27 protein-coding genes are annotated in these 23,962 nt (G+C 70.0%); 12 read left to right on the top strand and 15 right to left on the bottom strand.

What is annotated here, in order from left to right; translation table 11 throughout:
- The first annotated feature begins 20 nt into the window (after positions 1–20).
- The 5 genes from ACWD3E_RS23595 to ACWD3E_RS23615 all read left to right on the top strand — a co-directional run bounded on the left by ACWD3E_RS23595 (position 21) and on the right by ACWD3E_RS23615 (position 4,915).
- Positions 21–1,211 carry an acyltransferase family protein gene (locus ACWD3E_RS23595; RefSeq protein ID WP_451389527.1) on the top strand — a complete coding sequence of 397 codons (1,191 nt, stop codon included), beginning with the start codon at positions 21–23 and terminating at the stop codon, positions 1,209–1,211.
- 21 nt (positions 1,212–1,232) lie between these two features.
- On the top strand, positions 1,233–2,186 hold the full coding sequence (locus tag ACWD3E_RS23600) for an AraC-like ligand-binding domain-containing protein (protein WP_451389528.1): 954 nt from the start codon (positions 1,233–1,235) through the stop codon (positions 2,184–2,186).
- A gap of 51 nt (positions 2,187–2,237) precedes the next feature.
- Positions 2,238–3,176: a helix-turn-helix domain-containing protein gene (locus ACWD3E_RS23605; RefSeq protein WP_451389529.1), complete on the top strand. Its 939-nt coding sequence runs from the start codon at positions 2,238–2,240 to the stop codon at positions 3,174–3,176.
- 93 nt (positions 3,177–3,269) lie between these two features.
- The gene (locus ACWD3E_RS23610; protein WP_451389530.1) at positions 3,270–3,758 is read left to right on the top strand and encodes an RICIN domain-containing protein; all 489 of its coding nucleotides are present in this window, start codon (positions 3,270–3,272) and stop codon (positions 3,756–3,758) included.
- 56 nt (positions 3,759–3,814) lie between these two features.
- Positions 3,815–4,915, top strand: coding sequence for a S1 family peptidase (locus ACWD3E_RS23615; protein WP_451389531.1), 1,101 nt, complete (start codon positions 3,815–3,817; stop codon positions 4,913–4,915).
- Positions 4,916–4,940: 25 nt separating this feature from the next.
- On the opposite strand, the gene leuE is transcribed toward ACWD3E_RS23615, so the two are convergent.
- Positions 4,941–5,594, bottom strand: coding sequence for a leucine efflux protein LeuE (gene leuE, locus ACWD3E_RS23620; RefSeq protein WP_451389532.1), 654 nt, complete (start codon positions 5,592–5,594; stop codon positions 4,941–4,943).
- A gap of 72 nt (positions 5,595–5,666) precedes the next feature.
- Entirely contained in the window at positions 5,667–7,247 is a 1,581-nt protein-coding gene (locus tag ACWD3E_RS23625; protein WP_451389533.1) for an acyl-CoA mutase large subunit family protein, read from the bottom strand.
- Between the two features lie 80 nt (positions 7,248–7,327).
- Here ACWD3E_RS23625 and ACWD3E_RS23630 point away from each other — a divergent pair, with 80 nt between their 5' ends.
- Positions 7,328–8,146 (top strand): L,D-transpeptidase family protein, encoded by an 819-nt coding sequence (locus ACWD3E_RS23630; protein WP_451389534.1) that lies wholly within the window; start codon positions 7,328–7,330, stop codon positions 8,144–8,146.
- A gap of 215 nt (positions 8,147–8,361) precedes the next feature.
- Here ACWD3E_RS23630 and ACWD3E_RS23635 read toward each other — a convergent pair whose 3' ends face one another.
- The 13 genes from ACWD3E_RS23635 to ACWD3E_RS23695 form a co-directional block, all read right to left on the bottom strand.
- Positions 8,362–9,447 carry a hypothetical protein gene (locus ACWD3E_RS23635; RefSeq protein ID WP_451389535.1) on the bottom strand — a complete coding sequence of 362 codons (1,086 nt, stop codon included), beginning with the start codon at positions 9,445–9,447 and terminating at the stop codon, positions 8,362–8,364.
- Positions 9,447–10,109 carry an RNA polymerase sigma factor gene (locus ACWD3E_RS23640; protein ID WP_451389536.1) on the bottom strand — a complete coding sequence of 221 codons (663 nt, stop codon included), beginning with the start codon at positions 10,107–10,109 and terminating at the stop codon, positions 9,447–9,449. Before ACWD3E_RS23640 ends, ACWD3E_RS23635 begins: the two co-directional genes overlap by 1 nt.
- Before the next feature lie 261 nt (positions 10,110–10,370).
- A complete protein-coding gene (locus ACWD3E_RS23645) occupies positions 10,371–11,225 on the bottom strand; it encodes a hypothetical protein (protein WP_451389537.1) in 855 nt (284 codons plus the stop codon).
- Between the two features lie 256 nt (positions 11,226–11,481).
- On the bottom strand, positions 11,482–12,126 hold the full coding sequence (locus ACWD3E_RS23650) for an RNA polymerase sigma factor (protein ID WP_451389538.1): 645 nt from the start codon (positions 12,124–12,126) through the stop codon (positions 11,482–11,484).
- A gap of 166 nt (positions 12,127–12,292) precedes the next feature.
- Positions 12,293–13,009, bottom strand: a complete 717-nt coding sequence (locus ACWD3E_RS23655; protein WP_451389539.1) for a L,D-transpeptidase family protein — start codon at positions 13,007–13,009, stop codon at positions 12,293–12,295.
- A gap of 135 nt (positions 13,010–13,144) precedes the next feature.
- Entirely contained in the window at positions 13,145–13,315 is a 171-nt protein-coding gene (locus ACWD3E_RS23660; RefSeq protein ID WP_451389540.1) for a hypothetical protein, read from the bottom strand.
- 47 nt (positions 13,316–13,362) lie between these two features.
- Positions 13,363–13,488 carry a hypothetical protein gene (locus ACWD3E_RS23665; RefSeq protein ID WP_451389541.1) on the bottom strand — a complete coding sequence of 42 codons (126 nt, stop codon included), beginning with the start codon at positions 13,486–13,488 and terminating at the stop codon, positions 13,363–13,365.
- Positions 13,489–13,530: 42 nt separating this feature from the next.
- On the bottom strand, positions 13,531–14,421 hold the full coding sequence (locus tag ACWD3E_RS23670) for a hypothetical protein (protein ID WP_451389542.1): 891 nt from the start codon (positions 14,419–14,421) through the stop codon (positions 13,531–13,533).
- 167 nt (positions 14,422–14,588) lie between these two features.
- Entirely contained in the window at positions 14,589–15,038 is a 450-nt protein-coding gene (locus tag ACWD3E_RS23675) for a DUF5959 family protein (protein ID WP_451389543.1), read from the bottom strand.
- A 64-nt stretch (positions 15,039–15,102) separates the two neighbouring features.
- A complete protein-coding gene (locus ACWD3E_RS23680; protein ID WP_451389544.1) occupies positions 15,103–15,492 on the bottom strand; it encodes a hypothetical protein in 390 nt (129 codons plus the stop codon).
- A gap of 122 nt (positions 15,493–15,614) precedes the next feature.
- Positions 15,615–16,196 carry a hypothetical protein gene (locus ACWD3E_RS23685; protein WP_451389545.1) on the bottom strand — a complete coding sequence of 194 codons (582 nt, stop codon included), beginning with the start codon at positions 16,194–16,196 and terminating at the stop codon, positions 15,615–15,617.
- A gap of 103 nt (positions 16,197–16,299) precedes the next feature.
- A complete protein-coding gene (locus tag ACWD3E_RS23690) occupies positions 16,300–17,070 on the bottom strand; it encodes a DUF4328 domain-containing protein (protein ID WP_451389546.1) in 771 nt (256 codons plus the stop codon).
- Positions 17,071–17,208: 138 nt separating this feature from the next.
- Positions 17,209–18,867 (bottom strand): beta-N-acetylhexosaminidase, encoded by a 1,659-nt coding sequence (locus tag ACWD3E_RS23695; protein ID WP_451389547.1) that lies wholly within the window; start codon positions 18,865–18,867, stop codon positions 17,209–17,211.
- A gap of 154 nt (positions 18,868–19,021) precedes the next feature.
- Between ACWD3E_RS23695 and ACWD3E_RS23700 the strand changes: the two genes are divergently transcribed.
- The 6 genes from ACWD3E_RS23700 to ACWD3E_RS23725 all read left to right on the top strand — a co-directional run bounded on the left by ACWD3E_RS23700 (position 19,022) and on the right by ACWD3E_RS23725 (position 23,961).
- A complete protein-coding gene (locus ACWD3E_RS23700; protein WP_451389548.1) occupies positions 19,022–19,591 on the top strand; it encodes a 2-oxo-4-hydroxy-4-carboxy-5-ureidoimidazoline decarboxylase in 570 nt (189 codons plus the stop codon).
- Between the two features lie 193 nt (positions 19,592–19,784).
- Positions 19,785–20,165: a succinate dehydrogenase, cytochrome b556 subunit gene (gene sdhC, locus ACWD3E_RS23705; RefSeq protein WP_451352491.1), complete on the top strand. Its 381-nt coding sequence runs from the start codon at positions 19,785–19,787 to the stop codon at positions 20,163–20,165.
- A 5-nt stretch (positions 20,166–20,170) separates the two neighbouring features.
- Complete coding sequence (locus ACWD3E_RS23710) at positions 20,171–20,650, top strand: succinate dehydrogenase hydrophobic membrane anchor subunit (RefSeq protein WP_451389549.1); 480 nt, start codon at positions 20,171–20,173, stop codon at positions 20,648–20,650.
- Positions 20,651–20,669: 19 nt separating this feature from the next.
- Positions 20,670–22,424 (top strand): succinate dehydrogenase flavoprotein subunit, encoded by a 1,755-nt coding sequence (gene sdhA, locus ACWD3E_RS23715; protein WP_451389550.1) that lies wholly within the window; start codon positions 20,670–20,672, stop codon positions 22,422–22,424.
- Positions 22,424–23,188 (top strand): succinate dehydrogenase iron-sulfur subunit, encoded by a 765-nt coding sequence (locus tag ACWD3E_RS23720; protein WP_451389551.1) that lies wholly within the window; start codon positions 22,424–22,426, stop codon positions 23,186–23,188. Before sdhA ends, ACWD3E_RS23720 begins: the two co-directional genes overlap by 1 nt.
- Before the next feature lie 152 nt (positions 23,189–23,340).
- A complete protein-coding gene (locus ACWD3E_RS23725) occupies positions 23,341–23,961 on the top strand; it encodes a Uma2 family endonuclease (protein WP_451389552.1) in 621 nt (206 codons plus the stop codon).
- Position 23,962: the final 1 nt, after the last annotated feature.

A 23,962-nucleotide genomic window follows, 5' to 3' on the forward strand; every position in this document is an offset into this window, starting at 1 on the left:
GTCGAGGGTAGGGATCACCCGTGAGCAACCTTCCCGAGGCGGCGCGCGGGACTGCCACAGACACGGTGGACCACGCCGTCCTCTCTCCGGCCACGGCGGAACTGCGGCCGGAGCGGGCCAAGCCCCGGGAGACCCGGCTGCGCGCCCTGGACGGGCTGCGACTCATCGCCGCGCTGATGGTGGCGGCGTACCACTACGGTGGTCGCGACGGCGAGATCTCGACCGCCTGGGGAAGCTCGCCCAGGCAGCAGTTCCCGAAGCTCCACGAGTTCTTCGCATACGGCTGCCTCGGTGTCGAGGTCTTCTTCGTGATCAGCGGGTTCGTGATCTGCATGAGCGGCTGGGGCCGGACCCTGCGCTCCTTCTTCGCCTCCCGCGCCTCACGCCTGCTGCCCGCCTACTGGGTGGCCGTGATCCTCGTGGCGGCGGTGTTCGCACTGCCCGTCGTCGCCTTCAAGGCGGTGTCGCCGAGCGACGCCCTGGTGAATCTGACGATGCTCCAGATGCCGCTCGGTGCCGACCGGGTGCTGGGCGTGTGCTGGACACTGTGGGTGGAGGTCCGCTTCTACGCGCTGTTCGCCGTGTGCATCGTGCTGCCGGGCGCCAACCGGCAGCGGATCATCCTGTTCTGCGCCGGCTGGACCCTTGCGGCGGCCATTGCGCAGGCCGCGAACGAGCCGCTGCTGAACCTCGTCCTGATGCCGCAGTACGCGTCGTACTTCATCGGCGGCATCGGCCTCTACCTGATCCACCGCGACCGGCACGACGCGTACGCCTGGGGCATCGTCGGCGTCAGCTGGCTGATCGGCCAGCACTACGCGGTGGCCGACCTGTGGCACAAGCCGAACCCGGCCTTCTTCTCCTACCGCTCCTCGTTCGTCATCATCCTGATCGTCACACTCGGCTACCTGGCGGTGGCGGCCATCGCACTGGGCTGGCTGAACTGGGCCAACTGGCGCTGGCTGTCGGTCGCGGGCGCGCTCACGTACCCCTTCTACCTGATCCACGAGCACCTGGGCTGGGTCGTCATAAAGGCCTATCACCGCACCCTGCACATCCCGTCGTACGCCACGTTCCTGGGCGCCGTGGCCACCATGCTGCTCCTGGCGTGGCTCATGTGCCGGTTCGTCGAGAAACCTCTCGGTTCGCGCCTGAGGCGAGCGCTGACGGCACGGAAACCGGCCGACCGTTCACCGCACCTTGGGTTTTGAACCGCAGGCGCGCACAGGACCGTGATCAACACGGTGTTTCGCAGCGAGGACCTGCCTCCGGACCTGCGCCTGGACCGCTTCGACAGTTTCCTGCTCGGCAGCGGGTATCCGATGCGGGTGACCAGCACGGATCCCGAACACTTCCGGGCCACGGCACGGGCGCTGGACCTCGGACCGGTGACCGTCATGGAGCTGACCTGCTCGCCGTCCCTCATACGGCGCACCGCCGCGCTGATCCACCGGTCCGACCCCGAGGTGTACTCGGTGGTGTTCCCCGTGCGAGGCGGTCTGACGGTGTTCCAGGCGGGCCGCGAGGCGACGCTGAGCGGGCAGGACTTCGCACTCTGCGACAGTTCAGAGCCGTACGACGTGCGGATCACCGGTGAGGGACTGACGACGCTGGTGTACGCGCACGCGCACCGCGCACTGCTCCCGTTCCCGGCCGGACAGACCCACCGGCTGCTCGGCACACGACTGCCCGGGCGAGTGGGGGTGGGGGCACTGCTCACCCGGTTCCTGGCCGACGTGACCACAGGCCCGTCCTCCCGGGCCGCAGGCGTCGTGGCGCTGAGGACGATGGCCCTGGACCTGATGGCCGCCGTACTGGCCCATCACCTCGACGACTCCACCGAGCCGGAGGACGACTCGCGCCGGCGTGCTCTGCTCCTGCGCATCGAGTCGTTCATCCACGAGCACCTGCCCGATCCGGACCTCTCCCCGCAGAGCATCGCCGCCGCCCACCACATCTCCGTCAGTTATCTGCACCGGCTCTTCCGGGCCCACGACACCACGGTCATGGAACTGATCCGCAGTCAGCGACTGGAACGCGCCCGCCACGATCCCGCCGACCTGCGACTGCGGGACATACCGGTCCACCGCATAGCGGCCAGCTGGGGGTTCAGGGACCACGCCTCGTTCACGCGGGCCTTCCGCTCCGCTTACGGCATGCCCCCGTCGCTAGCGCGACGCAAATAGAACACCTGCCGTTCACCGGAAGGACTCAACTCCCCTTTTACCTTCTTTGCGTTGGCGACACGCGAAGCACGGGGCTCGACGGGGGAGTTCGTGGAAGCGTTCACAGGCATGTCCGGCTGCCGTTTGACGGGTCTCTCGGGGCGGCTGCAACTCACCGAGGTCGGGGCGATGTCGGTGTGGGCGGCGTCCTTGCGGGCACAATGCCTCGAACAGGCCCTTGAACCTGCCGCGGACTTCGCCGCCAGGCACTACCATCTGGCGCTTCTCCTCTCGGGTGGGGCGGTGGTCAGCCAGGAGCACGGGGAGACGGCCCTCGGTGCCGGCGACTTCTTCTTTCTCGACTGCTCCCGGCCCTACGAGCTGCGGTCCGGTCTGATCAGGGCCGTCGGCATCGTCATCCCCGAGGCCCTGCTGCCCCTGCGCCGGGACCAGGCCGACCTGACGCTGGGCCGCCGCATCGGGAGCCGCGACGGCATGGGCGCCCTGCTCGCCCAATTCCTAGAGCAGCTGACGGAGGACACCGGCGACCACAAGCCCGCCGACGGACCACGTCTGGCCGCCGTCCTCGGCGACCTGGTCGCCGCGCTGTTCGCCTCCGCCCTGGAACCCGGCCGCCGCCTGCCTGCGCGACAGCCGCACCCCACCCTGACCTGGCACATCGTGCGGTTCATCCAACGCCACCTGTCGGACCCGGAGTTGACCCCTCAGCGCATCGCCGCCGCGCACGGCATCTCCCTGAGCTATCTCCACCGGCTGTTCCAGGACCAGAGCGAGACCGTCGCCGCCTACATCCGCCGGCAGCGCCTCGAACGTGCCCGCTTCGACCTGGCCGACCCGGCGCAGGGCACCACGCCCGTCCATGCCATCGCCGCCCGCTGGGGCTTCTCGCGCGCCACCGACTTCGCCCGGGCCTTCCGCACCGCGTACGGCGTCGCGCCCACCGCCTTCCGCCACCACTCCCACGCCCTCGGTCGACGGATTGCCACATGAGTGTGCTCTGATCGCCAAGGCCCCAACTGCCCCTTCCCGGCAAGCTGTTCGCGAGTAAGCGCTCCACCGTCAGCTTTCGAGGAAGAGGTTGCAGTGAAGAAACTCCGTCTTGCCGCTGTCAGTGCCCTTGGCACCCTCGCTGTCGGCGCCGGCCTCGTGTTCCCGGCTTCCGCCCAGGCGGCGACCTACTGGACCTTCCAGAACGAGCGGTTCGGCACCTGCCTGACGGCCGGCGACGCCGGCTCGGCCTACGCCACGACCTGCCAGGGCTCGAACCGTCAGAAATGGGACTGGGTCGGCACCGGTCACAACGGCTACCACCAGCTCAAGAACGCCGAGACCGGCAAGTGCCTGATGACCGACGACAAGACGCAGACCAACGCGGTCTGGATGAGCGACTGCGGCACCGGCGCCGCCGGCCAGTGGTGGTACTACGACGGCTCTTCGAAGGTGCTCTTCAACGAGCTCGGTCTGGTCGACGACTTCTACCTCCGGACCAGCGACGTCAAGGACGCGGTCTACTCCACCAACATCAACCAGGTGTCCTCCTCCTACTACCACTGGTCCGGCACCACCGGCTGACCGACCGAACTGCCTCCTGTTTCGGCTCGAACGATCCAATGGAAGGTGCGACATCCGTGTCCCGGAAACTCACGTTCACCGGCAAGACCCTGCTCGTCGTCTCGCTGCTCGGCAGTGCCCTGACGGCGGCGCCGCACGCGAGCGCCCAGGCCGAGCCCGCCGCTCGTCCGACGCATGACGTCCCCGTGGCCGGGGGCCCGAGCGGCGCTGCGAGCCAGCGGCTCGCCGACCGTCTGGGCAGAAACCACACCGCCGGTGTCTATCTCGACCGCAGCAGACGCCGGTTCGTCGTCACCGTCACCGACGACAGGACCGCGCAGGCGGTGAAGGACGCCGGCGCCATCCCGCGGCGGGTGGCCTACGGCACCGCCCGTCTGGACGGCATCAAGACCAAGCTCGACGCCGCCTTCAGGACTCCCGGGACGATGTGGGGCGTGGACATCCCCGCCAACCAGGTGGTGGTCCGCGCGGACAGCACGGTCAGGGCCCGTGACTTCGCGGCGCTGAAGAAGTTCGTCGCGCCCTACGGCAACGCCGCTCGCGTCATACGCATAGCGGGCAAGACCGAGCGGGCGGCAGGGGCCATCAACGGCGGGGACTACATCGAGAACGGCGTGGTCTCGTGCTCGTACGGCTTCACCGTGCGCAAGAAGACGGACGCGAACTACAAGGCGTTCCTCACCGCGGGCCACTGCACCAACACGTCAGGGACCGACTGGCGGAAGTCCGACGGCACCTACATCGGGTACACCACCGGGCACAACGTCGCCGACGGGAACGACTTCGGCCTCGTCCGGGCCTACAACGCGGACGTGACGTACTACGGCAACGTCGAGGCCGCGAACGGCGTGTCCCAGGACATCACCTACTCGCGCGACAGCAAGGTCTACGAGACCGTCTGCGTCTCCGGTTACCGCAGCGGGTACGGATGCGGTGAGCTGGGTCTCAAGAACCAGACCATCAACTACAGCGACGGCATGACGGTCACCGGCATGGACGAAGCGAGCATCTGCCGCAACCACGGCGACAGCGGCGGCCCGCTCTACGCCGGCGACGCCGCGCTGGGCCTGATGTCCGGGTTCAACACGGGCTCCTGCTTCAGCTACTACCAGCCGGTCAACGAGGCTCTGGCCTGGTACGGGATGGAAGTCTTCTGATCCCGGCAGGCGCGTTCCCAAAGGGCTAGGCGCCGGCCAGCGACAGCTTCACCGCGAAGCCGAGGAACAGCGCACCCGCCGCCGTCGTCGCCGTGGCCGACAGCCGCTTGCGGCGGCGGAAGGCGGCGGCGAGGCGGGTGCCACCGAATATCAGCGCGCTCAGGTAGAGGCAGCTGGCCAGCTGGGCGAAGGTGCCGAGCACGACGAAGGACAGGGCCGGGTAGGCGTAACCCGGGTCCACGAACTGCACGAAGAAGGCGACGAAGAACAGGATCGCCTTGGGGTTGAACAGGCTGACGACGAAGGCGCGCCGGAAGGGCCGCTCGTCGGCGGCGACGGCGGCCGGGCCGCCCTCGTCGGCGGCCTGCTCCCGCCGGGTCCGCCACAGCTGCCAGGCGGCGCGCAGCATCCCGACCGCCAGCCAGGTCAGATACCCGGCACCGGCGTACTTCACGATCCCGAACAGCACGGCGTTGGCCTTCAGCAGCGAGGCGACGCCCGCGGCGGACAGCGTCATCAGCACGGTGTCCCCGCACCACACGCCCGCGGCGGCGGTGTACCCGGCCCGCACTCCGCGGCGGGCGGCCACGGACAGCACGTACAGCGAGTTGGGCCCGGGCAGCAGGACGATCAGGGCGAGCCCTGCGAGATAGGTGGGGAGATCGATGACGCCGAACATGAGAAGGAGTGTCGCACGCAGGTCTGACACTCCGCCGCCGTCGCTCACATCCCGGAACCTCAGGGGCCGGGCTCAGAACGCATCGCTCGGCACGTACCTGCCCCACACCGCGCGCAGCGCGTTGCACACCTCCCCCACGGTCGCCCGCGCCCGCAGCGCCTCCTTCATCGGGTACAGGACGTTGTCCTCGCCCTCCGCCGCCTTCTTGAGCGCGGCCAGGGCGGCGTCCACCGCCCCCTGATCCCGCGCGGCCCGCAGCTTCCGCAGCCGCTCCGCCTGCCGCGCCTCGATCGCCGGGTCCACCCGCAGCGGCTCGTACGGCTCCTCCTCGTGGAGCTGGAAGCGGTTCACGCCGACCACCACCCGCTCCCCGGAGTCCGTCTCCTGGGCGATGCGGTAGGCGTTCCGCTCGATCTCGGTCTTCTGGAAGCCCTGCTCGATCGCCGCCACCGCCCCGCCCAGGTCCTCGACCCGGCGCATCAGGTCCAGCGCGGCCTGCTCCACCTCGTCCGTGAGGCTCTCGACGGCGTAGGAGCCCGCGAACGGGTCCACCGTCGCCGTCACGTCCGTCTCGTACGCCAGCACCTGCTGCGTCCGCAGCGCGAGCCGCGCGCTCTTGTCCGTCGGCAGGGCGATCGCCTCGTCGAAGGAGTTGGTGTGCAGGGACTGGGTGCCGCCGAGCACGGCCGCCAGGGCCTGTACGGCGACCCGGACCAGGTTCACCTCCGGCTGCTGGGCGGTCAGCTGGACCCCGGCGGTCTGGGTGTGGAAGCGCAGCATCAGCGACTTCGGGTTGCGCGCGCCGAACTCCTCCCGCATCACCCGGGCCCAGATCCTGCGCGCCGCGCGGAACTTGGCGATCTCCTCCAGCAGCGTCGTACGGGCCACGAAGAAGAAGGACAGCCGGGGCGCGAAGTCGTCCACGTCCATGCCCGCTGCCACCGCCGTACGGACGTACTCGATGCCGTCGGCGAGCGTGAAGGCGATCTCCTGCGCGGGGGACGCGCCCGCCTCCGCCATGTGGTAGCCGGAGATCGAGATCGTGTTCCATTTCGGGATCTCGGCCGTGCAGTACTTGAAGATGTCCGCGGTCAGCCGGAGGGAGGGCTTCGGCGGGAAGATGTACGTCCCGCGCGCGATGTACTCCTTCAGGACGTCGTTCTGGATCGTGCCCGTCAGCCGGTCCGCCGGCACCCCCTGCTCCTCCGCCACCAGCTGGTACAGGAGGAGCAGCAGCGCGGCCGGCGCGTTGATCGTCATCGACGTGGAGACCTGGTCCAGCGGGATGCCGTCGAACAGCACCCGCATGTCCTCGACCGAGTCGATCGCCACGCCCACCTTGCCGACCTCGCCGTGCGCGAGGGGCGCGTCGGAGTCGTGGCCCATCTGGGTGGGCAGGTCGAACGCGACGGACAGACCCGTGGTGCCGTGGGCGATCAGCTGCCGGTAGCGGGCGTTCGACTCGGCGGCCGTGCCGAAGCCGGCGTACTGGCGCATGGTCCAGGGGCGGCCGGTGTACATGGTGGGATACACGCCCCGGGTGTAGGGATACGCCCCCGGTTCGCCCAGTTTTCCGGCCGGGTCCCAGCCCTCCAGGGCCTGCGGCCCGTAGACCGGCTCGATCGGCAGTCCCGACTCCGACTCACGTGCCATGGGTGCCTCCGCAGTACCTCGTATCTCCCCTCACCATGCCCCGTAGTTCGGCGGCGCTCACGCGGGGAAACATCCCGGGCATGAGGATCTCGGGCAGACCCGCCGTCGTACTCGCCTCGGCCGCCGCTCTCGCCGCCCTCTGCGGCTGCACCGTGCAGCCCATGACCGCCGACGGCAAGCCCCGGGCACCGGTGCGGGCCCAGACCCCCGGGAACCACCCTGCCGGTCCCGGCCGTACGGCCCAGGAGTCGCCGGCCGCACCCGCGCCCCAGGTGCTGTGGGCGCCCGGCGACAGCGGCTCGCGGGTGCGGGAGCTGCAGGCCCGGCTCCGGCAGATCGGCTGGCTGTTCGACGGGCCGACGGGGACGTACGACGACCTGACCGAGCGGGCCGTCAGGGGCTTCCAGGGCAAGCGCGGCCTGCCGCGGACCGGAGAGACGGACACGGTCACCTGGCAGCGGCTGCTCGCGATGACACACCGGCCCGGGCAGTGGGAGCTGTACCTGATGGGCGGCCAGCCGGCCGCCGCGCCCGATCCGCGCTGCCTGACCGGCAGGGTGCTGTGCATCAGCAAGACCAGCCGGACGCTGCGCTGGATGGTGGACGGGCGGACCCTGTCGACGGTGTCCGTGCGCTTCGGCACGCAGTACACCCCGACCCGCGAGGGTGTGTTCCACATCTACTGGAAGTCACGGCACCATGTGTCGACGCTCTATCACTCCCCGATGCCGTACGCGATGTTCTTCAGCGGCGGCGAGGCGGTGCACTACTCCTACGACTTCGCGGCGCGCGGTTATGCGGGCGGCTCGCACGGGTGCGTGAACGTCCGGGACGAGACGGCGATCGCGGAGCTGTTCGCTCAGGTGAAAGTCGGCGACAAGGTCGTCGTCCACTGGTGAGCATCTGCCGGTGAGAGCCTTCGGCGAGAGCGGGGCGCGGGCGGGACCGGGGGAACGTGTCCCGCCCGCGCCATGTGCACGAGCCTCGGGTACGGGGGGAACCCCGGCTCAGTGCGACGGCCGATGACCAGTCGGCTCACTCATTACTGCGTAGGGGGCTCCAGAAACGTCACACCTTGCGCGAAGAAATTTCCACAGAACTGAGAAAGCGCAGGTCAGAGCGAAAGCGTCGGCTTCGGGGACGGCTTCGGCGAGGTGCCGCCCTTCCGCATGAGGAGGGTGGGAGCGAGGGCCCTGGAGGTGCCCCTGGGGGTGGGTGAGACCTCGCTCAGGCTCCGGTCCTTGCCCCCGTCCCGGTCCTTGTCCTTGCCGCCCCGGCCGGGGTGGCTGTCGTCGTCACCGCCCTTGCCGCCGCCCTTGCCGTCCTTGCCGCCGTCCTTGTCATGGGCGGCGGCCTCGGACGCGGCCAGCACGGCCTTGCAGTAGGCGCTCACGCGGGTGGAGCCGCCCGCCAGGCCCTCCAGGGTGCGCCGGCGGCGGGCGTCCAGGCCCTTGCCGTCCCGGAGGTCACGGCAGACCGCGGTGGCCGCGTGCCACCAGGTGCCGGCGGCCCCGGAGGGGTTGGCGGAACCGGGGACGCCCTTGCCGGTGCCCCGGCCGGTGCCCTTGTCCGTCTTGCCGGTCCGGCCGGAGCCGTCGCGGTCCGCCCCGCTCGTACCGCCGTCGGGCGAGGCGGTGGCGGAGCCACTGCCCGGAGTCGTCCGCGGGGACGCCGAGGTGAGCGGGCCGTCGGGGCTCTGCGCGGTGGAGACCGTGGCGGCGGGGCCCGGGTGGTCCTGGCCGAACGGGCCGGGCAGCACTCCGGTCCCGGCGGCCACGGCGACCCCGCCGAGCGTGCCCGCGGCCACCGCCGCGGCGAGCGCCAGCCGCACCGGACGGGCCCAGCGCGGGCACCCGGAGCGGATTCCGGTACGGGCCCGGGCGCCGATGCGGATCAGGCCCGCATCGTGGCCGGGCGCGGTCGCGGCGGAGCGCCGGCCGGGGGTGCCGTCGGCCAGGGCGGCGGCGGTCCGCTCGGCCTCGGTGGCCTCGCGGGCCTTGCGGAACGCGGCCAGGGCGGCCTGCTCGCCGGGGAGTTCACCGGCGGCCGGGGCCACCTGCGCGGACAGTGCGCCGAGCGCCTCGGAGAGCGCTTCGGCCTGCTCATGGGCGGCGGCGTCGACGGCTATCTCCAGCGACTCACCGCGCAGCAGCCGTTCGGCCCTCTCACGATTAAGCCACTTGTAGTGCTCGTCGGCCATCACATGTCCTTCTGCGTCCGTGCTCGCGTATGCGTCACAGTCACAGACGTTTTCGCGCCTCGGCGGGGTTCACGCTGGGGCGGAAGAGCATCGAGCACGCCCGCGGATTCCGGATCGTCACCGAGGAGTTCCGCGAGCCGCTTCAGCCCGCGGTGCGCGGCGGTGCGTACGGCGCCCGCGCGCTTGCCGAGCGTCTCGGCTGCGGTCTTGGCGTCGAGGCCCACCACCACGCGCAGGACGACCGCCTCGGCCTGGTCCTGCGGGAGCCGCGCGATGAGGGAGAGGGTGCGGTCGGTGGTGAGGGCTTCGAGGGCCTCGCCCGCGGTGTCGGACTCGGCGGCCCGGCCGGTCAGTTCCGTCTCGTCGCCGCCTATCGCGGGGCGGCGCCCGCGCATGCGTATGTGGTCCAGGGCGCGGTTGCGGGCGATCCTGGCGGCCCAGCCGCGGAAGCGGTCGGCGTCGCCGTCGAACCGGTCGAGGTCGCGGGCTATCTGCAGCCAGGCCTCTGACGCTACGTCCTCGGCGTCCGGATCACCGACCAGCGTGCGCACGTAGCCGAGCAGGCGTGGGTGCACAGCGCGATACACAGTACGGAACGCGGTCTCGTCCCCGTCCTGCGCCGATCGCACCGCGGCGGTCAGCTCCGCGTCGTCCCCCAGCACCTGACTCCCTCTACGCCCGTGGTCTGTCGGCGCGAAAGGCACGTTACGGCGTTAAACCGCTGCTCGTCCATGTCCGTAGAAGATGCAACTAACTCGTGACGCAATCGGATGCCGACGGGGTGTGACAGAAAAGGCACGCACGGCGCTGTAGAGAGTACGGGCCGCCGCGCGGCCCGTGCCGCGCGACGGCCGGGGCCTCTCCTGTGGGGGGTGGCGGCCCCGGCCGTTGCCTCGGCGCCGAGAGGACGTTGTCCCACGGCCTCAATCCCTGCCTTTGCCCTGCCCGGTGGTCACGGAGCCGCTGCTGCCGGACTTGCCGCTGTCGCCCTTGTCACCGCTGCTGCTACTGCTGCTGCTGTTACTGCTATTGGTGCCATTACTGGCACTACCGGCATTACCGGCATTACTGGTGTTACCGGCATTGCGACTCTTGTCGGGGTTCCGCTCCTGCTCACGCGTCAGTTCCTCGGCTTGTCCGGCACAGTAGGCGGAGACCTTCTCCTCGCCGCCCGCGGCGGTGACGAGCCGCCGCCAGGCCGTGGCGTCCAGGGCGCTGCCCCGTCTCCCGACCTGCTCGTAGGCACGGCAGTGCGCCAGGGCGTCCTTGGCGGTCTCCGGATGGTGCGGACGGGCGGAGCCGGACCCCGCGGCACCGGCCCCCTGGCCGGCGGACCCACCGGACGCGCCCGCGCCCGTCCGCTCCGGCGCGCTCGCCGACGGGTCCGCACTCCGCGCAGGGTCGCCGCCGTGCCCGCCGAACTCGCCCGAACCGATCGCCGCGACGGCGACACCGCCCAGCGCGAGGCTCGCGACCGCCACCGAGAGCGTGCCCTTCAGCGAGAGCCGGAGCCGGTGCGGCTCACGGGGCCGCCAGTCGTCCCGGCGCCGGGTACGCGCCCGGTGTGCGCCGGCGTCGCGGGCGGCACGGAACGCGGCCACGGCCCGCTGTTCGCCCTCGGGGTCGGCGCCGTCCGCGCGCAGGGTCGCGCCGAGGCGCTCCCCGAGCAGGGCGTCCACGTCGGCCCCGGGGTCGACGGGTCCCGGCGAGGAGACGGCACCACGCGGGTGCGCGCGGCGAAGGCCGGACAGCCGACCGCCGCTCTCCCGTTCACCCATGCCCGTTCCAGCTCCCGTTCCCGTACCCGTACCTGCTGCTGTTCCTGTTTCCGTGGTCGTCCGGCCCGCCCGGTCGCCCGAATCGGGCGAATCGGCCGAACCGGCCACCGCATCTGACTTCATACGGCCCTCAGCCGCCCGCCCGCATTCATCACGCCCTCGGCCGTTGTGCACTCATCGAGGCCCTCGGCCGTCCTGGATGCATCACGGCCCATGGCCGTCCTGGATTCCGGCACCCGCCCATGGCTGTCGCCGGTCATGTCGACTCACCCAGCGTCCGGGGAGCCTCATCCGTCACACCTGGGTCCACACCTTGGTCCGCCGCGCGCTGGACGCCGAGCTGCCGGGCGAGGCGTTTCAGCCCCCGGTGGGCCGCCGTACGGACCGCGCCGGGGCGCTTGCCGAGGACGCGTGCGGCGGCGGGGCCGTCGAGGCCGACGACCACCCGGAGCAGCACGGCCTCGGCCTGGTCGCGCGGCAGCCCCCGGACCAGCTCCAGAGCGCGGGCGGTGGAGAGGGACTCCAGGGCCTGCTCGTGAGTGCTGTGCGGTCCGGGCAGCTCCAGTACGTCCTGTTCGAGCGCGCCCGTCCGGGGCCGTACCCGCTGTTTGCGCAGATGGTCCAGGGCCCGGTGGCGGGCGATGGTGGCGGTCCAGCCGCGGAAGCCGGCACCGTCGCCCTTGAACCGCCCCAGATCCCGGGCGATCTCCAGCCAGGCGTCGGAGGCCACGTCCTCCGCGTCCTCGCCGACGAAGCCGCGCAGATAGCCCAGCAGACCGGGCTGCACGATCCGGTAGGCCACCGCGAAGGCGGTCTCGTCACCGTCCTGGGCCCGCGCGACGGCCGCGTCCAGCTCCCCGTCGTACGCCTGCCGGCGGCGGGGTTCCCCTCCGTGACTCAAGAACCGTCCTCGTCCATGCCGAGCCCGTGCCCCCGCCCGCGCCCGCAGCGAATCCGCAGTGTGTGACACGACTTTCCGTGTCCCCCGTCCCCCAGGGACATCAGCGTCACGGCTCACAGAAGTGTCACAGCCGCCGGTGCCGCAGCACGCAAGTCATGTGTGTGGGTCAGCCGATGGCGATGCGCGGGTGGGCGCCGGGCTGGATCCAGGCCATGATCCGGTCCATGGCGGGGCGCGGCACGGACACACAACCGGCCGTCGCACCGCTGCCGTTGACATGCAGGAAGATCCCGGCGCCGCGACCGGGCACGGCGGGCCACCGGTTGAAGTTGATGACGAGCGCCTTGGCGTACTGGACGGGGTGGTTGATCAGGTGCTCGCTGCCCCGGTCACCGGCCTCGGTGAGCGGGAAGTCGGCGCCGACCGAACTGTGCATCGAGTTGTAGTACTTGGACTGGGGGTCCTCCACCCACCAGTCGGTGCTGTTGACGACGTGGTACGGCATGCTCGTCCCACCCGCCGAGACGCCGAAGCCCTCGGTGATGGTGTAGGTCCCGGAGGGCGTGGTGTACGTCCCCTGCTGCCGTGTGGCCCCGTCGGTGACACCGTTGGCCCCGACCCGCCCGGCCGTCGTGGTGAACTGCGCCTTCCAGCCCCGGGCCTGCTTGGCCCAGGCGGTGACGGTGGCGTACGACCCGCTCGCCTTCACGGTGATGAGCTGGGTGGCGTCGCCTGGGGAGGCGGGGACGGGGAAGCGCTGGGGGACGTAGGGGGCGGCGGCGGACGCGGGCTGGGCCGCCGCCAGCAGCAGGAGCCCGACGACGGTGGGGGCGACGACGGAGCCCGTACGGACACGGACACGGGCGCGGAAAGCGGTCAGCACGAAGATCCCCTTCGATGGGAAGCAGGACAAGAAGGCACGGCCGAGAGGTGCGGCGGCCGACCAGAACGAGGGCCGGTTATACAACAGCGGGAGCGCCGAGGGCGACCGACGCACCAAACCGGGCAATCCGTCCCCTCAGCCGACCTCCCGCCGTGCCCGTCGCCCGTGCAGCGTCAGCCAGAAGATCTGCAACGACTCCTCCGGGCCACCGAGTTCGAAGCGATTGAGCACCTTGCCCAGCGGCTTCCACACCCTCTCGTCCGGCATGCGTACCCCCACGACGTACGCCCCGAGCCCGAAGAGCACACCCTGCGCCCGTTCCTCGTCACCCCCGCCCCTGCGTAACCCGTCGATCAGAAAGTCGACACACGCAGGCTGCGCTCGGAGTAGTCCAGCGGCAGCCGGTTGCGGACGGTGGCACGTGCGACGAACGCCGCCGCACATGCCCGCATCGCCCCGGCGGACGGCCGTGTGTCCACGCCACCCATGCAACCTTCCAGCCTTGTTGCGGGTCGCACACATCACCCCATACCGGAAGGCAGGGCCACGCGCCCACGGAACACGCCACGGTTGTCCGCCCGTACCTCCTGACTGACCGTGATGTCTCCGCCCTGGTAGGGCACGAGGAAGGTGAACGCGTAGCGATGCGCTGCGGGCCGGTAGCCATGTCCGGCATCCAGTTCCCACGTCTCCGTGTAACTCTTCAGCGTGATCCGACCATCGGTCGCGGTCACCCCCGCCTTGCGCAACTGGGCCAGCGTGGGCTCGACTTCCCGCACAGCTCGCTTGAGCGCGGGCCGATCACGGGCAGCCGACAACTGCCACCCGGAAGCGGCAACTTGAAGCCGTACGACCCCGCCGCCGCCCGCCCCCGTACGACTGACCGTCGCACTCTTGGCATACGACGCGAAGGCATCGAGCTCGGCCACAGGATCCTCGACATCATTGGCGATGTCGGGCTGGGACAACGGCCCCTTCTTCCACCTCGCGGCACCCTCCTTCACGTAACCGGTCCCACCGACGACGTACACCACCTCGGCCTTGCGTTCCCCCTTGCTCGTGGTGATCGTGCCGCTCTGCTGGAGCGCGGCGGGGCCGGTGGTGCGATGCACGGTCGCGGCGAACGTGGCGGAGGAGGGCGCCTGCCCCTGCAGGACGGCGGACTCACTCCCCCGCAGCGCAAAGGTCCACCCCTTCTCGGCGCTCACGGCCTGCCGGGCACGGGCGACGAACTGCGCGGCGGTCTTCGGCGTCACCGGGGCGGGCGCGGTGGTGGAATGCGACGTGCCGGCGGCCTCCGGATGGGCCTGCGCCGCCTTCGACGAACCGTGCCGCCCAGCGGCCTTCCTCTTGCCGCCGTGCGGGGAGCACCCGGACACCCCCACGACCACGGCGGTGGCGACGACCAACACGACGCCGACGGCACGACGCCCACTCGGGCAGAGGGAATTTCCGGTTCCGGGCAACACGACATGACCCTTCGGCTCGGACAGGGGTTCGATGAAGGCCCGGTTATACATCAACGACCAGGGGAACAGCGAGCGCCGAGACGAACCGGGACGAACAGCCCCTTCACACCTCAGGCTCCGTCCAGGGGCCAGGTCTCCCAGGTCATGTCCAGGCGGCGGTATGCGTCGTCGAACCAGGCATCGGTCAGCGGGACGGTCACCGTCACCGCCGTCAGGGACGTCGAGTGGTCCTCGATCGTGACACGGCACCGGTCATCGTCCTTGTCGAATTCGATGAACAGCGACGGGGACCGTGTGTGCTCGCGCCACGCAACATCCAGCCCCGTGTCGAGCATGTCGAGGGCCTTCTGCCACTGCCGCAGGTCCTCGGGCACGAGCCGGGTCTCCAGACTGCCGCGCACGAACGGCGTGTCGACGAGGAACTCGGCGACCAGGACATCGGTTGCAGGCTCGGACTCGGTCCCAGTACGGCCAGTCCGCGCCTCCTTCCCCATGACCCGGAGAACGACGCTGTTGCCCTCGCCCTCCAGACGGATCAGGTCGATCGGCTCCTCAGCCATTGCTACCCCTCCCGGCTCACGCATGTCGCCGAACACTAACCGCCGGCAGACCACCGAAGGCCGTTCACCCCGAGGCGGTCGCGTCCCGGCACAGCAGGCGCAGCGAGCCGTTGCCTTCGTAGCAGCGCCGGGCCTCGTCGATGGGGTCCCAGAGCCGGCCGTCGGGCGTACGGATCCAGTGGTCGCCGCCGGTGGACCACCACTCGGCGCCGCTCTGGCGGACGATCACCTCGCCGGCGTACGCACCGAAGCCGCGCAGCACGTTCTCGACCGCCGCGTACGGCGGATCCTCGCGCCGTATCTCCTCGATCATCCGGTCCACCCGCCACAGGCTCTGTGCCGAGTAGTCGAGCCGCACCCGCGCACCCTCGCGCATGGTGGCCACCGCGTCCGCCGCCCATCGCACGGGCTTCGTCGCGGCGTTCGGCCTGGTCGTCTCCTGCTGTGCTGTCACGTACTGGGCTGTCACATAGGAAAGAGCGGCCTGGGCAGGGCATTCGTCACTCGGTTCCGCTTGGTTTCGGCAACCGGCGCAGGACCGCCTCAGCTCCACCGCACGACAGCCACAGGACCCCCTCAGCAACCAGGTTTGACTCCGATGCGGGCCCGGCGGGAGACCACCGCCCTCAGCACCCGGCGGCCCTCGACCGAGACGTCCAGGGCGCGGCGCAGGCCCTGCTTGCCGTGTTCGGCGAGGAGTTCCAGGACGAGGATCTGGCGCCGCAGCTCGGCGGCGACCAACGGGGACGCGCTCTCGGGGCCGCCGGCCCGCTCGGCCTCCACGTCGTCCTCCGGGGTGGTTTCGTCGACGGCGGGGTCGAGCAGCCGGTGGATGCGCAGGGAGGCGACGGAGCAGGCGTCCGCCCAGGTCCGCAGCACGTCGGCGGTGCGCTCGGCCGGGGCGGCCTCCAGCATGCGGCGGGCGAGCAGCCCGGCCTCGTCCTTTGCGGTCTCCTCGCCCGCGTTGCCCGGGTCGAGCGCGGCGCGCGCCTTCTCCAGGCTTCCGGCCCAGTCGGAGCCGTCGGCGAGGTGCGTCCACAGCGGGCGCAGCGCCTCGTCGTCGCCGCCGAGCAGGGGCACGCACCGATCCAAACAAGCCAGTCCGCCGGCGGCGAGCCCGCGTTCGTCGGCCTGTGCGATCCGTTCCAACAGGCTCATGAAAAGCCTCCCTAGCCGGGGCACCGACCGATACGGAGCCCGCACTTCCCCTAACTGCGTGCGACGGCGCGGGAGTGTCACAGTAACGGGTTTTCAGCCAAGGTCAGCCAAGGACCGGGACCGGGACGGGGCCCGCCAGGGCCTTGCCGTGCTGCATCCTTGTGAGCTTGAGAACGACCAGGATGGCGAGCACGGCGGCCACGATGTCGACCGCGTCGGAGAACAGCATCATGCGGGCGGCGTCGTGCAGTTCGGCCGCACCGTCGGCGTGCCGGTACTGCGTGTCGGCGGCCCGGCCGGCGAACACGCAGATGATCCACACCGTCCACCAGGAGTTCACCAGCCCATGGCCGGGGCGCTCGGCCCAGGCGGCGCTGGAGTCCCAGATGTCGAGGGTGATCCGGCGCGGGAACCACAGGTTCACGACCGGGCAGAACCAGCCCCCGATCGTCCAGCCCCGCGACCTGCTGTGCCCGCCGGGGTTGAACACCTCGGCGTTGACCCGCACCCGCCAGAACCAGCACAGGTACACGGTCATCGTCGCCAGCAGGGCGAGGACCTGGACGAGGCCGGCGGCGTTGTAGAGCGCGTCGGCGTGGTCGGCCCGGTGGAGGACATCGGCACCGGTGACCCCGTCGGCGATGTCCCCGGCGACGTTCATCTCCAGCGTGTCGGCCACGACGGCGAACAGGTCGGCGGCGATGACCACGCCGAGCAGCACGGCGGCGGCCCGGCCGAGCCCGACCGGAGAGCGCACGACGGCGCCGGGCACGAAAGGCGCGGCGGGCATCACCGGCGGGGCGGTCACGGCGCACTGGGCGCACAGGGTGCCCCCGGGAGCGGCGGCGAACTGCCGGCAGCGGGCACAGATCATGAAGGGGTCCCCCCGAAACGACGTGGAAGCGCGCGGCTCTCCCCAGAGCCGGATCCGTTGAACCGGGTCCGCGCGGTGACGAACACCGGAAGATACGGTTCGCACTACTCGCACGTCCACTCGAATCCGGGTGGGACCTCAACCCAGACGGGCCGCCAGCTTCCTGAAGTCGGACCAGGTCAGCGGTGGGGCATCCGGATCCCACAGCTTCTGCACGGTGGCCCGCAGCGGCATGCGGATACCCGCGGCGACCTGGTCCTGCGTCTGGGCGTACGGCCGGTCGCTCCACACGGCGAAGAAGCCGCCGAGGATCTGCCCGTCGTAGCGCGCCGGCACGGCGGCCGTGCCGCGCACCACCCGCGGGTTCCACTGCTGGTAGATCCGCTGCCCCGTCGGATACACGAAGCTCTGCGGCTGCCCGAGGACGTAGTAGAGGTACTCGTCGTTGTAGTTGATGAGCTCCCGGCCCGCGCTCAGATACTCCGCCGGCGGCCGGGCGCCGTACTCCTTGCCGGTCCAGTAGGCGACCTGGAGGTCCTTGGCGGGCTGCACGGAGGTGCTGCGGAAGAAGCCGTCGTTCCAGGCCCGCATCGTCCTGTCGTGGGCGCGGACGGTGTCGGCGCGGTCGTTGAGCCAGCCGGTGGCGAGGTCGGCGACGGTGCCGCCGGAGCCGTACTTCGTCCGGGCGGCGGCGGCCAGTTGCGGATAGGAGGCCTGCGGGTTCGCCACGGTCAGCGCCTGGTACTCGTCGCCGCCGAGATGCCACTGGCTGCCGGTGAACAGGCCCGCGTACTCGTTCAGGAGCTGGTCGATGAGCTGCGCGGAGGCGGGCTTGGAGATGTCGATCGCACCGCGCGTGGCGACCCCGCTCGCGTTGCGCAGTTGCAGGTCGGGGTGGGCGGCGAGGACCGCGCCCAGGTGTCCCGGCGAGTCGATCTCCGGGACGACGGTGATGTGCCGGCTGTTCGCCAGGTCCACGATCCGCTTGACCTGCGCCTTGGTCAGATGGTCCTTGGAGACGATCTCGGGGTGGGTGCTGGACTCGATCCGGAAGGCCTGGTCGTCGGAGAAGTGCAGCCCCAGCTGGTTGAACTTCAGGTCCCCCAGCTCGCGTATCCGGTCCTCGATCCAGGACTCGGTGTACGGCTTGCGTGCGATGTCCAGGTTGAACCCGCGCACCTGCTTGGCGGGCTCGTCCCGCACGACCCCCTCCGGCGCCGTACCCCCGGCGTGGACCTCCTGCTTGAGGGTGCGGGTGCCGTAGAAGACCCCCGCGGCACCGGGCCCGCTGATGTCGACCCGCCCGCCGCGCACGGTCATCGTGTACGACTCCTGGTTCCCGCCCCCGCCGAGCGCGAGCCGTACGTCCCCCGTCCGTACGTCGTCCTTCTCGCCCGCGTACGCCAGCCCGAGCTCCCCGGCTATGAGCCGCCCCTCGTCGGCCAGCTCGGCGTCGCTCACCACCACGCGCCGCCCCTTGCCGGGCTGCCAGCCGGGGCCGCGCGCCGGGGTGTGGGAGCGCACCGCGGGTATCGTGCGCGGCGCCCGGGACAGCGGGTAGGTCCGGCTGGGCGTGGGACTGGCGCTGGGGGTCGCATCCGTGTCGGCCTCGCCGACGCCCGCCCGTTCCGACGAGGCCTCGGACGGCCCCATCTCCGGCTTGCCTCCGCCCCCGTCCGCCGAGGCCCACACGCCGACGCCCACCCCGAGCGCGACGGTCCCCGCGAACGCGGCGGCAACTACCGCCCGCTTACGTCTGACCTGCTGCGCCGAAGGACGGCGCCGGTGCTGGCTCACCCAGCCAACGTACGACCACTTGCCGCGTCGTTCGTCATCGAGACCTTCCGAAACTCTCCCGTTCGAGTGAAATTCGGGCATCCGTCGGACACACTGTGACCACTCTCGATAACGTGAAGACACGCCTTTCACAGCATTCCCCGCCACACCACATGTGACTCGAGGACCCACGCTGCCCGCCCACCGCCTCCCCTCTCTTCCCCACCCGCTGGACGCCTTCAACGCCACCCACGTCGACGAGGCCCGCGCGCTCCTCCTCCACTGCCTGCGCAGCCTGCGCTGGGCACGCCGGGTCGCCGACCACCGCCCCTACCCCGACCTGGACTCCCTCCTGGCCGCGGCGGACGAGGCGGCGTACGACCTGACCCCGGGCGATCTGGCCGAGGCCCTGGCGGGCGAGTCCCTGCCCGAGCTGCCGGAAGGCACGTATTCGGCGGCCCACATGGCCCTGAGCGCGGCCCACGCGGCCTACGAAGCCAGATTCGGACACGCGTTCGTCATCTATCTGGGCGACACCCACCCGGACGAGGCCATCGACCGCATCCTCGAAGGCATCCGGTCACGGTTGACGAACGATCCGGAGGACGAGCGGGTGGTGGCCTGGGACGAACTGCGGCGCCTGGCCGGATACAGGCTGACGACCTGCCTGACGGGCGCGGGGTCGTTGCATCCCTCGGCGGCTCCGGGCGCGAGCAGCCCAAAAGCACCGGCACCCGGCAAATAACAGCGGTTCCCACCCCCGTGGCGGCCCGTCCGCTACCCCATCCGGTGCCATTTTGATCACACAAGGTAGGCCCCCCGTAAAGCACGGCACGGCGCATGGCTACGATGCTGAGGGCCGGTGGACCAGATCCGGCCGGGCCCGACCGACAGTGAAGCCGGCGCGGCCCTAGTCCCCGCTCCCGGAGGGTTCTTTCGTGCCGGCTGGAACGCTGTACCGCGGCCGGGAAGGAATGTGGTCCTGGGTGGCTCACCGAGTCACCGGCGTCCTCATTTTCTTCTACCTGTTCGTCCACGTCCTGGACACGGCTCTCGTCCGTGTCAGCCCCGAGGACTACGACAGGGTCGTAGCCACGTACAAGACGCCGATCATCTCGGCGATGGAATACGGCCTCACCGCAGCCGTCCTCTTCCACGCACTCAACGGCCTGCGCATCATCGCCGTCGACTTCTGGTCGAAGGGCCCGCGCTACCAGAAGCAGATGCTCTGGGCGGCCGTCGGTATCTGGGTCGTGCTCATGGCCGGGGCGGTCTACCCCATCCTCGGCCACGCCGCTCGTGTTCTGTTCGGGAGCTGACGCCCATGTCCACGACTGAAATCACCACCGGAGTCGGCCCCGTCGAGGGCGCCCCCGTCTACTCCGTCGACAACCCGGCCCCGCTCATCGAGGCGCCGCGCAAGCGGACCAAGAAGACCCCGAAGTCCACCCGGGGCAACTTCGAGATGGCCGCCTGGCTGTTCATGCGCCTGTCCGGCGTCGTGCTGGTCGTCCTCGTCATCGGCCACCTGCTGATCCAGCTCGTCCTGGACAACGGCGTCACCAAGGTCGGCTTCGCCTTCGTGGCCGGCCGCTGGGCGTCCCCGTTCTGGCAGGTCTGGGACCTGCTGATGCTGTGGCTCGCGATGCTGCACGGGTGCAACGGCCTGCGCACTGTCATCAACGACTACGCGGAGCGGCCCAACAGCCGGCTGTGGCTGAAGGGTCTGCTCTACACCGCCACGGTGTTCACCATCCTGCTGGGCACGCTGGTGATCTTCACCTTCGACCCGAACATCCGCTAGGCACGGGGCTGCGAGAATCATGAAGATCCACAAGTACGACACCGTCATCGTCGGCGCCGGTGGCGCCGGTATGCGCGCCGCCATCGAGTCGACGAAGCGCAGCCGCACCGCGGTCCTGACCAAGCTCTACCCGACCCGCTCCCACACGGGCGCCGCGCAGGGCGGCATGGCCGCCGCGCTCGCCAACGTGGAGGAGGACAACTGGGAGTGGCACACCTTCGACACGGTCAAGGGCGGTGACTACCTGGTCGACCAGGACGCCGCCGAGATCCTGGCGAAGGAGGCCATCGACGCCGTCCTCGACCTGGAGAAGATGGGCCTGCCGTTCAACCGGACGCCCAACGGGACGATCGACCAGCGCCGCTTCGGCGGTCACAGCCGGAACCACGGCGAGGCCCCGGTCCGCCGCTCCTGCTACGCGGCCGACCGCACCGGCCACATGATCCTCCAGACGCTGTACCAGAACTGCGTCAAGGAAGGCGTGGAGTTCTTCAACGAGTTCTACGTCCTGGACCAGCTGATCACCGAGGAAGACGGCATCAAGAAGTCCGCCGGTGTCGTCGCCTACGAGCTGGCGACCGGCGAGATCCACATCTTCCAGGCGAAGGCCGTCATCTACGCCTCCGGCGGCACCGGCAAGTTCTTCAAGGTGACGTCCAACGCGCACACGCTGACCGGTGACGGCCAGGCCGCCGTCTACCGCCGCGGTCTGCCGCTGGAGGACATGGAGTTCTTCCAGTTCCACCCGACCGGCATCTGGCGCATGGGCATCCTGCTGACGGAGGGCGCCCGTGGTGAGGGCGGCATCCTCCGCAACAAGGACGGCGAGCGCTTCATGGAGAAGTACGCGCCGGTCATGAAGGACCTCGCGTCCCGTGACGTCGTCTCCCGCTCCATCTACACGGAGATCCGCGAGGGCCGCGGCTGCGGTCCCGAGGGCGACCACGTCTACCTGGACCTCACCCACCTCCCGCCGGAGCAGCTGGACGCGAAGCTCCCGGACATCACGGAGTTCGCGCGCACCTACCTCGGCATCGAGCCCTACACGGACCCGATCCCGATCCAGCCGACGGCCCACTACGCGATGGGCGGCATCCCGACCAACGTCGAGGGTGAGGTCCTGGCGGACAACACGACGGTCGTCCCGGGCCTGTACGCGGCCGGCGAGGTCGCCTGCGTGTCGGTCCACGGCGCCAACCGCCTGGGCACCAACTCGCTGCTGGACATCAACGTGTTCGGCCGCCGCGCGGGCATCGCCGCCGCCGAGTACTCCCACAAGGCCGACTTCGTCGAGCTGCCGGAGAACCCGGAGGCGTTCGTCGTCGAGCAGATCGAGCGTCTGCGCACCTCGACGGGCAACGAGCGGGTGGCGGTCATCCGTCGCGAGCTGCAGGAGACCATGGACGCGAACGTCATGGTGTTCCGCACCGAGCAGACGATCAAGACGGCGGTCGAGAAGATCGCCGAACTCCGGGAGCGCTACCAGAACGTGGCGATCCAGGACAAGGGCAAGCGTTTCAACACGGACCTCCTTGAGGCGATCGAGCTGGGCAACCTGCTCGACCTGGCCGAGGTCATGGCGGTGTCGGCCCTCGCCCGCAAGGAGTCCCGCGGTGGTCACTACCGCGAGGACTACCCGAACCGCGACGACGTCAACTTCATGCGTCACACGATGGCGTACCGCGAGGTCGGCGCCGACGGCGCGGAAACCGTCCGTCTCGACTACAAGCCGGTCGTCCAGACCCGCTACCAGCCGATGGAGCGTAAGTACTGATGGCTACCCCTGTTCTGGACAAGGCCGAGGCGGACGCCCTGGCGGCGTCCCCCTACATCACGGTCACCTTCCGGGTCCGCCGGTTCAACCCGGAGGTCTCGGCGGAGTCGACGTGGGAAGACTTCCAGCTGGAGATCGACCCGAAGGAGCGTGTCCTCGACGGCCTCCACAAGATCAAGTGGGACGTCGACGGCACCCTCACCTTCCGCCGCTCGTGCGCGCACGGCATCTGCGGCTCGGACGCGATGCGGATCAACGGCAAGAACCGTCTTGCCTGCAAGACCCTGATCAAGGACATCAACCCCGAGAAGCCGATCACGATCGAGCCCATCAAGGGCCTCACGGTCCTCAAGGACCTGGTCGTGGACATGGAGCCGTTCTTCCAGGCGTACCGCGACGTCATGCCCTTCCTCATCACGAAGGACACGAACGAGCCCACGCGTGAGCGTCTCCAGTCGGCCGAGGACCGCGAGCGCTTCGACGACACCACGAAGTGCATCCTCTGCGCCGCCTGCACCTCGTCCTGCCCGGTGTTCTGGAACGACGGCCAGTACTTCGGTCCGGCCGCGATCGTGAACGCCCACCGCTTCATCTTCGACAGCCGTGACGAGGCGGGCGAGCAGCGCCTGGAGATCCTCAACGACAAGGACGGCGTCTGGCGCTGCCGCACGACCTTCAACTGCACGGACGCCTGCCCGCGCGGTATCGAGGTCACGAAGGCGATCCAGGAAGTGAAGCGCGCGCTGATCACGCGTCGCTTCTGAGGTTTTCCCGACCTCCGCGAGGGCCCCGTTTCCGCTGGAAACGGGGCCCTCGGGCATATGCCACACGATCGGGTGAGCGTGGTTGCAAGGGACGCAAGGGCTGGGTCCGACCTACGATGATGCTCTCGACGCCAGCCCCTAGGAGGCATGCGATGTCCGCTGCATCCGTCGAGCAGCCCTTCGACGACGAGCCGTTCTCCCTCACGGCTATCGCCGACGAGATCATGGAGCGCCATCCGGGCTACCGAGTCGAGATCATCGGAGGCCATCTCCTCGTGACCCCTTCACCGGATGCCCCCCACGCCCGTGCCCTGACCAAGCTGATGCGGCCCTTCATCGCTGCCGGACTTGACGACGGCGAAACCGAGGTCCTGCAAAACGTCGGACTCTGGCTCCCCACCGGCGCCGAGGACTACGCCATCCCCGACCTGGTGGTGGTCGACGCCGATATCGACGACCACTTCATCGAGAACAATGCCTACGACCCGGTCTGCTTCCGCCTCGTCCTGGAGGTCACGTCCAGCAACTGGAAGGACGACCTGAAGACCAAGGTCGCCGCCTACGCCGAGGCCCAGGTCCCCGTCTACGTCGTGGTCGACCGCAAGCACCAGCGCCTCCACGTCCTCACCGAGCCCGCCCAGGGCGAGTACGGAAGCCACCGCATCCACTCTCCCGGTGAGTCGGTCACCCTGCCGGACTCCGTCGGAGCCAAGGTCACTTTGGACGCGACCGAGATCATCGAGGCAGGCCGACCTCGGAGCGTACAACCCTGAC

The organism is Streptomyces sp. NPDC002676, from assembly GCF_053592455.1.